The 11136-nt window shown below is 27.7% G+C and carries 11 protein-coding genes; all 11 read right to left on the bottom strand.

Translation table 11 applies throughout. The features are described from left to right. Positions 1-119, bottom strand: a 119-nt coding sequence (locus tag SR62_RS03180) for a GTP-binding protein (RefSeq protein ID WP_222703345.1), incomplete at its 3' end; no start/stop codon positions are given. 358 nt (positions 120-477) lie between these two features. Further along, a complete protein-coding gene (locus tag SR62_RS03175; RefSeq protein WP_002779751.1) occupies positions 478-657 on the bottom strand; it encodes a hypothetical protein in 180 nt (59 codons plus the stop codon). Positions 658-675: 18 nt separating this feature from the next. After that, positions 676-2097, bottom strand: coding sequence for a hypothetical protein (locus SR62_RS03170; protein ID WP_002790581.1), 1422 nt, complete (start codon positions 2095-2097; stop codon positions 676-678). 105 nt (positions 2098-2202) lie between these two features. Beyond that, positions 2203-4227, bottom strand: coding sequence for a DNA topoisomerase 3 (locus SR62_RS03165; RefSeq protein ID WP_147502260.1), 2025 nt, complete (start codon positions 4225-4227; stop codon positions 2203-2205). 263 nt (positions 4228-4490) lie between these two features. Beyond that, complete coding sequence (locus SR62_RS03160; RefSeq protein ID WP_002834102.1) at positions 4491-5111, bottom strand: hypothetical protein; 621 nt, start codon at positions 5109-5111, stop codon at positions 4491-4493. A gap of 74 nt (positions 5112-5185) precedes the next feature. Then, the gene (locus SR62_RS03155; protein ID WP_002834101.1) at positions 5186-5983 is read right to left on the bottom strand and encodes a hypothetical protein; all 798 of its coding nucleotides are present in this window, start codon (positions 5981-5983) and stop codon (positions 5186-5188) included. Between the two features lie 2 nt (positions 5984-5985). Continuing rightward, on the bottom strand, positions 5986-6750 hold the full coding sequence (locus SR62_RS03150; protein ID WP_002809111.1) for a TrbM/KikA/MpfK family conjugal transfer protein: 765 nt from the start codon (positions 6748-6750) through the stop codon (positions 5986-5988). Positions 6751-6761: 11 nt separating this feature from the next. Then, positions 6762-7187, bottom strand: a complete 426-nt coding sequence (locus SR62_RS03145) for a cag pathogenicity island Cag12 family protein (RefSeq protein WP_052792750.1) — start codon at positions 7185-7187, stop codon at positions 6762-6764. Continuing rightward, positions 7168-8979 carry a type IV secretory system conjugative DNA transfer family protein gene (locus SR62_RS03140; protein ID WP_072241027.1) on the bottom strand — a complete coding sequence of 604 codons (1812 nt, stop codon included), beginning with the start codon at positions 8977-8979 and terminating at the stop codon, positions 7168-7170. Before SR62_RS03140 ends, SR62_RS03145 begins: the two co-directional genes overlap by 20 nt. Continuing rightward, the gene (gene virB11, locus SR62_RS03135) at positions 8980-9972 is read right to left on the bottom strand and encodes a P-type DNA transfer ATPase VirB11 (protein WP_002826431.1); all 993 of its coding nucleotides are present in this window, start codon (positions 9970-9972) and stop codon (positions 8980-8982) included. Further along, a complete protein-coding gene (gene virB10 / locus SR62_RS03130; RefSeq protein ID WP_147502259.1) occupies positions 9953-11128 on the bottom strand; it encodes a type IV secretion system protein VirB10 in 1176 nt (391 codons plus the stop codon). Before virB10 ends, virB11 begins: the two co-directional genes overlap by 20 nt. Between the last annotated feature and the right edge of the window lie 8 nt (positions 11129-11136).

The following is an 11136-nucleotide window of genomic DNA, read 5'->3' as shown; positions in this document are numbered from 1 at the left end:
GTGCCTTCATCTACGCTCCCTAGTTCTGCAATTGCACCACTGGTATACAATAAACTTTCCGTTAATGTTGTCTTTCCTGCGTCAACGTGAGCCAGAATGCCTAAGTTAATTATTTTCATGTGATTTTATTCCTATCAACACCCAAAAAAGGGCATAAAAATACCCAGTGATAAATACTCCTATCACTGGGTAAATAACTCCAATAGCCCCAAAACACTTATATGTTTTCGGGCATATAAAATTACATGATAAAAGTATTCTTAAACTGGGTACAAAAAACTAAGCCCCATATTAAAAGTGAAACGGGACTGCCACTTTTTGTTCCCACTATCAAATTGACAGTTTATTTAAGAATACCTTGCCGCATATTTATTAACTCCTTGTATAATACTGAATCTAATTATATTCCTTAACCCTTTATTTGTCAAGCTGACAAACTAAAGCAGAAAAAGCGGCAGGATTTCCCCCTGCCACTAATCATCTGTTTATGCAAAAATAATTTCCAAGTTTTACTTCTGTAAAAATAAAATGTTCTTCATCGTTTTCGCAATAAAAAACAATATTAGAATACTCATTGGCTTTAAGTAGTAAATCTAAAATTTTCAAGTCTTCCTTTGAAATTTGTATGTGTAAATCTGTAATTTTGTTTGTATTCATTTTAACTCCTTGTATTTTTTAAACAGCTTTCAGGCTTTTTTCAACAAAATTTATAACTTCTTTATTTGCAAATTCATTATATTTTGCTTTGATTTCCTTAATTGCAAATTTATTTTTTCTTTTGAAAATTTCCAATGTATAAACTCCTCCTTCGTAATTTAAACTATAAATGGCACTTAAGCCGTCTTCAATTTCTCTTCTTCTTGTATAAACGCAATTTTTTTGCTCCATTCCGTGCAAGTAAAGTTCTTTATGCGTTTCTATTAGTTTAAATTCTTCTGGAAGTTTTAAATTGATAAAATCTTCTTTAATTTTAAGTTTTTTATTTTTTGGAATTTGTTTTTTTTCTAATTCTATCGTTAAAACATTATGTTCGTTTGTTATTCTATTTATAGAATTAATGTTAAGGTTAATTAAATTATTTGTTTCATAGCTTAATTTAATATAATCATTTATTAGTATATAAATTTCAAGAAATTCATTTTGATAGCTTTCTTTCTGTGGTTTTAATTTGTGATACAATAAAAATGAGGCAATATTAATAATTTTGTATTTTTTTCTTTTGTATTTTATTTTAATAAAATGCTCGTTGGCAAAATTATTATTAATAAAATCAATATAATCATATATTAATTTGTTATTCTCCAAAACAAATTTATACAATTTATTCTGTTCGTTTTTTGCAATAAAATTTAAAGAAATTGCAAAAGATAAAGCCAAGTGGATATCAAATTTATTTAGATTGAAATTAATTTTAGTATTTAATGATTTTTCTATAACTTCTTGAACGCTATGACAATTGATTAAAACATTAAAATCTATTCTTAAAAGCTTATATATTTCAAAAGAATGATTTTCTTTGATATTTTTAAAATCTTTGGCAATATAAGGATTTATTTTTTCTAAATAGTTAAAATAATAATTTTTTAAAATATTATTTTCTAATAAAAAAACAAGATTAAAACCCTTGCTTTGAATTTTTCTATATTTAAAGGTAATTAAGCTATTATCTTTTTGTATGATGAAATGTTTTTTATTATAAATGTTACTAATATCAAAACTTTTTCTATCCAATGAATTTATTTTAAAACTAAAAACAAGTTCTGTAAATGAAATTTCTTTATTTTTAAAATTTAATGCGTAAAAAATATTTTGATTAAATTCAAATTCACTATAAGAAAAGTCAAAATTTATATCTTTGACTTTTTCTAGTATTTTTTGAGCGAATTCAAAAGTTTTTTTATGTGTCAAAAATATTCCATTAGCTATGCTATATTTTTTTATAATAAAAATATAATCTTTTGGAATGCTTTTAATAAAAAGCAAAAAATTTTCATCTTTTAACCATTCTTTTAAGGTTGTATTTTTAGTATTTTCAAAATCTAAAAACTCATAGCCATTAAGCAACAAGCATTGATTATATTTATTTTTTTCTTCCATAATTTACCTCCTCTCAAAAAATATTTTTACATAATCATAAAATTCTTTATATTTGAAAAATATTATTTATTAATATTAATTAAAATAAATTAATATTTATTAATATTATACATTTATTATTTTAGGTTTTCCATTATCGTCATAATACATAGCCTTGCAACCTTGTTTAAATTCACTACAACCCCAAAAGTTTCCATATTTCCCTTTTCGTTTGGTTAAAAATCCTTTATTGCATTGCGGACATTGAATTTTTGGTTTGTTTTCATTATCTAGTATTTTAAACTCTTGATTTTTATCAATTCTTTGAATTTCGCTAATTACTTCTTTTGTGATTTCTTCTAAGAATTGTTCTCTTCTTAATTCTGATATTTCTATCATTTTTTGTTGCTCAAACCACAATGCTGTCATGTCAGGAGTAATAAGTGATTTTGGAGAAAGTTTAATTAAATCTCTACCTTTTTTAGTGGATTTGATAATTTGTTTTTTATCTTTACTTACTTCTATATACTCTCTTTCAATTAATGTTTTTATATGATTAGATCTTGTTGCAGGTGTTCCTATGCCACCACTTTCACCCTTTTTGTCTTTATCTTTTTCCATTAGCAATTTTTTAATTCTTTCATCAGACACATATTTTGCGACACTATTTAAATCTTTAAGTAGCGTTGTCATAGTGTAGTAAGGGCGTGGCTTTGTTTGCTTTTTTTCAATTTGTATCAAAGAGCATTTTGCAATATCACCATTTTTTAAGATAGATAAATCGTTTATATCATTCTCATTATTTTCTTGTTCTTCTTCGCTATCTACATTTTGCCAAAGACTTCTAAAACCACTTTTTGTTGTCTTGTTTTGAGTAGCGGTAAAAATTCTTTGATTTACTTCTAAATTAATTGTATTAGTTTGATATTCTCTCGGATGAAAGAATTGGATAATAAATCTTTTAGCGATTAGATTGTAAACGACTAATTCATCTTGAGTTAATTGCGATGAAATTTTATTTTGGGTAGGGATTATTCCATAGTGTGCTGAAATGTTAGCATCGTTAAAAGCCTTGCTTTTTATTGTTAAATCACTGCTAGCAATGAGAGCTTGAATTTCATCATTAGAATTTAAATTTTCCTTTATAATATTTAAAATATTTGGTGCTTGTTCAAACATTGTTTCAGGTAAATATTGACAATCTGATCTATTATAAGTTATAGCCTTATGTTTTTCTCTTAAATTTTGAGTGATTTCTAATGTTTTATCAGGGCTAAAACCAAAAAGTTTTGCACATTCAGCTTGTAAAACAAGTAGGTTATAAGGTAGCGGTGGATATTCTTTTTTGTTTTCTATTTTTAAATTAATTTTTGCATTTTGGTTTTCACAAGATTCTTTGATCTCTTTAGCTAAATTTTCATCTAAAATTTTATCTTCTGTTTTCAATCTTGCTTTAATAGTATTATTGTTGATATTAAAATCACCTAGCAAGGAATAATAATCTATACTTTTAAAATTTTCAAATTCTTTATCTCTATTAACTATAAGAGACAAAATAGGTGTTTGAACTCTACCTACGCTTAAAACACCCTCATATCCATTTTTTCGTGCCATTATGGTGTAAGCCCTAGTAAGATTTATCCCAACTATCCAGTCTGCTTGACTTCTTGCAAAACCTCTTTCGCTCATTCCTTTAAAATCTGCATTTGGCTTAATTTTTGCTATTTCTTCTTTTACTGCTTTTGGTGTTAAATCATTAATTAAAACTCTAAATACAGGTTTAGAAGTTTTAGAATATTGCACAATTTCATCGACAAGAATTTGACCTTCATCGTCAGCATCACCACAATTTACAATAGAAGTAATCTTGTCGCTATGGATTAAATCGCAAATAATTTTTAATTGTTTTTTACTTTCTTTTTTGGGCAAATATTTAAATTCTTTAATGGGTAGTGGTAAGTCTTCAAGTTTCCACAACTTATATTTTTCATCATATTCTTCAGGTTTAGCAAGCTCTAAAATATGTCCAAAAGCCCAAGTAACAATATTATCACCTTTTTGTATATATCCTTCTCCGCTTTTATAATTGCCATCTAATCCTTCTGCAATTGCTCTACCAAGTTCAGGTTTTTCAGCTATAAATAATCTCATTTTTGCCTTTCAAAAATCTTATCTTATTGTTTGCTATATTATTAATAAATATTAGAAAATAATAGTTATTAATGTTATATATTATTAATTTAAATATACTATTTTTAAAGATATTGATATTTTTTTGCTATCGATTTTTCTATAGTTTGATTTTTTGTAAAACTACTCATCTTGTCAAAAAATAACTTTTAAATTTGTTATTTATAATTACTATTAATAAATAATAATAACTATAAATATGCACCTTTATGAGGTGCATATTTTTATCTTCCAAACTCTTGGTTTTGAGTTTTTTCAGGCTCTTTGATTTCTTGAGTTTGCTGTATTTGTTGTTCTTGTTTTTGTGCTTTCATTTCAGCTTCATTAACAACTTTAATTCCAGCATTTGAAATTACAGCTATAAACTCATTCCCTTTTTCTTTAAGTTCTTGTTTTAATTCTTCATTATAAAGCCTTACATTAGTTTCTAAATAGTGGCTTTTAGTTCCATCTTGATTTTGGTGTTCTACAATTCCAACTCCTTCAATTAATTCTTTTGCAGATTCTCGCTTCTGATTAATTGTGTAGTAAAAATAACCTTGCTCATTTATATTAGAGTTGATATAAATGAAATCATCTCTATTTTGTGAATTTGTAGGTTTTAAAACTATATTGTGAGTTTTTTCATCTCTATTAACAAAATAGTTTTTCCATACCTCATTAACTTTTGCAGAAAAAAGCACAGCTCCGTGTTCCATTGCAGCAACTTGTCCAGCTTCTTTAATAACATCGATGAGAGCAGTATCTACTTTTCTTTGTTGAATATCACCTTCCTTGCCTCTATAATTTAAAGCATTGTTTGTATCGATAACAATTTTATCATTAACTAATTTTCCAAATGCCATTTTTTGCTCCTTTTTTTAATAAATTTGTGATTTGTTTTTTGTTTTTTGCATTTTTTTGTATATAATTGTTCTGTTCATTCACCTCCTTGTAGTGTGATTTGAATACTATTTTTATTCTCATTGAAAATAGTTTTTTTGTTTTTTGCAAAGCTCAAGGTAAAGCTTCCTTTGCTATTTTCATCAATAGAGATAGTGGCTAAACCTTGAGTGATTGTGCTTACTCTTTCTTTTAAATTGTTATATTCTGAATATTTTATATAAGTAAGCAAAATTAAAATGCCAAGAGCCATACCTAACCCTATAGAAGTAAAACTAAAAAATATAAGATACCATTTTGTATTTTTTGTCATTTTTGTAAAAATTTCCGAAAATATATTCAATTTTTGTTTTCCATCTTCAACAAAATGATCAAGAAAAGTATTATAATTTTTTGCATTATGAGAAAGTTTATATTCTACTATTTCGCAAAATTTATTAATTTGCTCGTTATATTGTTTAAGTTTATCATCCAATGATATTTTTTGAATTTCATTAGCAAATTTAGCAAAATCTTCCATTGTTTTTTTAATAGAAATGGTTTTATTAATAATTTCTTTCTCTTCATCATTAGGAGGATTTTTAAAATAAGAAATAAGAGCTAAATAGGTATTATCTAGCTCTATAATATTGCTTTCTAAATCTTTAAAAATACCATCTTCTGTATTATTTTGTGCATTTTGCTTACCAACATTAATTTTAGCAATAATTATTTTTATAAGATTTTCAAATTTTTCCAATAATTCATTATAGTTTTGCATAGCTATATTTTTTGAATTATCTTCATTAACTATTTCAAAAAGATTATTTTCGTTAGAATTAATTTCTTCATTCATTGTTATTTCTCGTTTATCCAGCAATCTTTTTTAATAATTATTTTTTGATAATAAGCAATATCGATTCTATAATACTTGCCAAATCCTTCTTGTTTTCTTTTATTAGCAGGTAGTTTAATAAATTCTCCATAACTTATAGGAGTTAATTTTTCTCCTTGTTCTCTTTGCGATACAGGTAAAGCATTATAAATTTCTTGTGATACTTCTTTTAATTCATAACCTCTTTCCCAATCTTTTTGCTCATAAAATTTCTTATCGCAAGTATATTTTAAATGATAATCTGTGTATTTTGATGAAGCTAAAAGTTTGCAAGAGTTTGTAAGTTCAGGATTTATTCTAAATCCATAAGTTTTTATTTCTACGCATTCTCTTGATCCATTATGCCCACCACCAGTGCATATTTTTTCAACTTTTAAAGGTTGTTTTGATTTTTCAATTCTTTGATTTAATGCAGTTGTAGAGCATTCTCCATCTAAGTTAACTAAAATATCATTTTTATATTTATACATTTCTGGATCATTTGTTGTGTCAATAGGACACAAATTTAAAAATTCTTTCCTTGCTTGGATAGTTTTCCAAGGTTTTTTAAAGTGAATGCTAAAATATTTTGCTAAAGAAGATGCACATTCAGGTGGTTTAACTGGACTTGCTAAACAAAGAATTACTTCGCAAGAAGTTCTAGTATCACCAGATAGTAATTGCAAATCTAAAGCATTAACACTATTTATTACACCAAAAACACAAAATGGGAATAATATTTTTTTCATTTTTCTCTCCTTTAAAAATTTGTTTTATTAAAAAATAAAATATTAACTTTGTTAAAATCACGCTCAATAGGATTGACAGGCTGTAATTCTATAGGTGCTAAAACTTGATTTTTTTCAAAGTATTGCTTATATTGTTCAATTAAATCTTTTCTACCTACTAAAATGATTTTTGTAGAATTGTGTGCGAGTAAAAAAGTTTTAGTAATAAGATCATTTTTAATAAAATCATCATTTATAGTTTTTTTCTCAACCACGATATGATAAGTCCAATTAAATCCGCTCAAATAAGGATCTTTAGGAACAAAACTGTATTTATGCTCCAAAAGAGAATTATTAATAGATAATGCAGAGCCATCATCTAATCGTTTTGCTTTTGGTGCAGAACACCCAACCATTAATGAAGCGATTAAAGCTAAACTAAGCGACATTTTTTTCATTGTTTTCTCCTATAATTTGAATTTTAATTTTGCATTCTCCTTTCAAGATTGCATCTTCTAATTGTTTGCGTGAAGGGATTTTTTTTATTCCTGATAGGCTTTTTGAAACAGCTTTAAATTTATCCATGAAATATGAATCTGAATAGTAGAATGCTTTATTGCATAAAATAGGCTTACCACTATCAATAGTAATAAGTTCATTTTCAAAAGGCATTTCTCTAAGTTCTTGTGGCAACATTAAAGCCCTACTTGCTTCGCTAATACTATGTGATCCACCTCCATTATTGCCTGTATTAATACTTCTTGATTTTGTTTTAAAAGTAGTATTTCCTAAAATCCTAGAGATAGCTTCTGCGTCTTCTTGCTCTCTTGGTGCATAGAAAATCTGACAAGCATGATTTGTTAAGAGTGTTTTAGCTCCTTCTTTTCCATAGCCCAAAGGTGGTTGTGTTTCAAGTTGTGAATTTGATTGATAAATCATCAAAGATCTTAACCAATAACCAGCCATAAAACTGATTGCTGATTGATAGATAGGAATTCTACCAGGTGCAGTAAATTCATCCATAACCATTAAACAAGTATATTTTAAATCTTTATTGCTTTGTGGCATTTCTTTGGTGTTTAATAAAATAAGTTGCGACCAAAAAATATTTAAAATAAATTGTGCATTTGCTAATTGATCAGGCGTAATTCCTATATAAATTGTCATTTTCTTTTTACGCAAATCTCGCAAATCAAAATCGCTTGTTTCTGTGCTTAATCTTAGAGTTTCACTTTCAAATGGCACAAGGGGTGCATTAAAAGAACTCATTACGCCTGATTTAGTTGCGTCTGAGCTAATATTAAAATAAGTTTCTAAGCGTCTTATGGTAGCTTCATCTAAAATTTCACAATAGACTAAAAAATTGTATGTATCATCAAAACCTCTAATATTATTTTCCTCATTTTTAAGAGTTAAACCTTTTGAGAGTTGCAAGATATTGTAAAAATTAAATTCTCCCACATCAACATTAAAAGCTTTTTGAAAATCTTTTCCATTGCTACTAAGTTGCAAATCACGCCATAAATAACAAAGTCCTATGAATAGATTTTGAGCCAATCCGTTGAAAAATTTTGAAGTAGAATCCCCATCAAGTGGATAAAGGATATTGCCTAAATCCATTAATTGACTATCGCAATGCTCTTTATCATTCATATCAATATAAGTTAAAGGATTATAGCGATGTGTCTGTCTTGAAAATGGATTGAATAAATAAACTTCTTGTCCTAAAATCTCTTTTCTATATTTGCTTGTGTAGTCAAAACATTCTTGTTTAATATCTTGAACAACAGCACTTTCTCGCCACTCTAACAAGTTTGGTATTACTATACCTACGCCTTTACCACTTCTTGTGGGTGCTCCTAAGGCTACAAATTGCTGACCGCTAAATCTTAAAATCTTTCCCTTGTATTTTCCGATAATTATTCCATTATCTGAAAATAAATTCATTTTTTTAATTTCATTAAAATTTGCAAATCTAGCTTCGCCAAATTGAGATTTTTTGGCTTTTAAAGATAACACCAAAACAGAAAAAACAACAAAACAAATGCCAAAAGTAATACCTAAAGAAAGCCATATTTTTGGATAACCATTAGAGATTGCTTGTAGCGTAAAATTTATGTTATAAATTTCAATCGCTTTCATTATTTTTACTTTATTTAAAAAGAAAAAAACAATGGGCGTTATTAAGTAAGTGAGAATAAAACTCGCTATAGCAAGAAAAATCATTTGAATGCTTTTATTATTTTGCATTTATCTCTCCATTTCTTTAAAATAAATGCCGCTAATACGCCTTTTTCCATGATGAGCATGGATATGCACGACAATATCTATTAAGTCTTTAAGTGTTTTTTGGATAATTTCAAAAGGCACGCATTGACCTTGTGGATTTTGTAGAGTCATTAAAGCAAGTCGTGTAAATGTTTCTTCGGGGCTTCCTGCATGGCAACTTGTGATACTTCCACCATGACCACTAGCTAAAACATTAATAAAATCATAAGTTTCAGCACCTCTAAGCTCTGCTAGTAAAATCCTATCAGGCTTCATTCTTAAACAAGATTTTAAAAGTGTTGCAGAATTTAAAAAATCTGTACTTTTTGCTTCGCTAGGATAGAATAATTGCACGAAATTTTTGTGTTCATAGAATTTGATTTCTTCAACATCTTCTATTGTGATAATCCTATCATCAAGGCTTATAAAATCAATAAGAGTTTTCATAAAGGTAGTTTTACCGCTTCCTGTTTCACCAGCGATAATAATATTTTTACCATAGCTAACAGCTTTGGATATAAAATTTTGATAATCTCTTGCTTCATATAGCTTGATTAATTCTTCATCGCTTGGTTTGATTTTATTCTTATCATCAGGATTTAAATCTTCAAAAAGTCCGCTTTTAATATGATCTTCCATTTTAAAGCGAGTTTTGCTTGGCTTTCTAATAGTAATTGAAATGTGTTCGCTTTTTGTAGCAGGAGGAATAACAATTTGCATACGCTCTCCACCTACTAGAATACAACTAAGAATAGGGCGTGATACATCTATTTTATCTTTTTTGAATGAGGCTGAAGCAGTTGCAAAATGTCCAGCTTGTTCAAAATCAAGTTTAGTATCTATACATTCCCATAATCCTTTAGAGTTTTGTACCCAAATTTTATTATCGCCGTTATAGCAGATTTCATTGATATTATCATCTTTTAAAAATTCTCCAAAAAATTTTTGAGTATATTTATCTAGCGTTATTGACATTCTTTTTCCTTGTAAGTTTATAAACTTTTGAAAAATCAATATCACGATTAACATAAACACCGACCAAATCACCTTGATTTTTATAAAGTGTAGGTTTAATATCAATCATTTTTTCTAGTGCTGTATTTGCGATTTCTTTTGCAGAATCTCTTGTATTTTCAGTGTAATTGGCATAATTATTTTTATTATCTTTACCTGCAATTTGATCCGCTAAGATAGCCAGTGAATCATCTATCATTGATAGTAAAACAGCAGAGCCAAATCGTTTTAAGTAATGATGATCTACCCAACCTTGAACGCCACTTGCACCTAATTCATCGGTAGCACCTGAATAAACAGGGATAATGATATTGTTCGGTGTTCTAATTTCTTGCCAAATTACAAATAATCTATCCATTCCATCATCCATTTGTCCAGTATTAAAAGTTCCTGTAATAGTGCTACCTTTTTCAATTAAAAGAGTATTTCCATTAGCAGAATAGACATCATTTGATACAATACAAGCGATTCCACCTTTAATAGAACTTACCAATCTTGTTTTTAAAGCACAGCCTATATAAGTTCCTTTAGGTAATAGTAAATTTTGATCAAATTCGCTAACTTTAGCGATTGTGGGAGTGAAGACCTCTCCAACAAAATCTCCACTACTACCACCTTGTAAATTATTAGAGTTTTGTAAAGTACCATTTTGTCCAAACTCAAACACTGTGTTAGGTTTTTCTCCAAATTCTTCCCTGTTTCCTGTGCCATTATTTCCAAATTCATCATTATTAGATGAAGCGACAACAGTAACTCCTGCACCTTTAACAATTCTAGGCTTTGGAGGTTTTGGTTCAAGTATTAAATCTTGTGTCGGTTTTGGTGATTCTTGTGCAATTAGTTCATCAAATGTTTTTTGTGGAGGAGGTGGAATAAATTCCTTTGTTTTAACACTTTGTGCCAAATCTTTATTATCTTCTTTTTGTACTTCTTCGGTAGTTGTATTGCTACTTAAAAATGATTTTAAAAAATAAACTAATATTAAAACTAATAATAACCCACCCACAGCAAAAATTACATAAGCTTGTATCTTTCTAAGATGATTTTTTTGATCGTGTAAATCACTTGTATGATTTTCAAAATCATTGTCTAAATTATCTTGTTCTTTATCTTGCATACTTATTC

Origin of the sequence: Campylobacter sp. 2014D-0258, from assembly GCF_008000495.1 — a bacterium.
Taxonomy (GTDB): domain Bacteria; phylum Campylobacterota; class Campylobacteria; order Campylobacterales; family Campylobacteraceae; genus Campylobacter_D; species Campylobacter_D jejuni.
This window is presented reverse-complemented; position numbering and strand designations above follow the sequence as displayed.

What these genes read in the sequence shown, in the direction of transcription:
- virB11 (WP_002826431.1), bottom strand. Translation starts at nt 9,972, where the DNA reads ATGTCAATAACGCTAGATAAATATACTCAAAAATTTTTTGGAGAATTT.
- SR62_RS03150 (WP_002809111.1), bottom strand. Translation starts at nt 6,750, where the DNA reads ATGAAAAAAATATTATTCCCATTTTGTGTTTTTGGTGTAATAAATAGT.
- SR62_RS03175 (WP_002779751.1), bottom strand. Translation starts at nt 657, where the DNA reads ATGAATACAAACAAAATTACAGATTTACACATACAAATTTCAAAGGAA.
- SR62_RS03155 (WP_002834101.1), bottom strand. Translation starts at nt 5,983, where the DNA reads ATGAATGAAGAAATTAATTCTAACGAAAATAATCTTTTTGAAATAGTT.
- SR62_RS03165 (WP_147502260.1), bottom strand. Translation starts at nt 4,227, where the DNA reads ATGAGATTATTTATAGCTGAAAAACCTGAACTTGGTAGAGCAATTGCA.
- virB10 (WP_147502259.1), bottom strand. Translation starts at nt 11,128, where the DNA reads ATGCAAGATAAAGAACAAGATAATTTAGACAATGATTTTGAAAATCAT.
- SR62_RS03170 (WP_002790581.1), bottom strand. Translation starts at nt 2,097, where the DNA reads ATGGAAGAAAAAAATAAATATAATCAATGCTTGTTGCTTAATGGCTAT.
- SR62_RS03140 (WP_072241027.1), bottom strand. Translation starts at nt 8,979, where the DNA reads ATGCAAAATAATAAAAGCATTCAAATGATTTTTCTTGCTATAGCGAGT.
- SR62_RS03160 (WP_002834102.1), bottom strand. Translation starts at nt 5,111, where the DNA reads ATGGCATTTGGAAAATTAGTTAATGATAAAATTGTTATCGATACAAAC.
- SR62_RS03145 (WP_052792750.1), bottom strand. Translation starts at nt 7,187, where the DNA reads ATGAAAAAAATGTCGCTTAGTTTAGCTTTAATCGCTTCATTAATGGTT.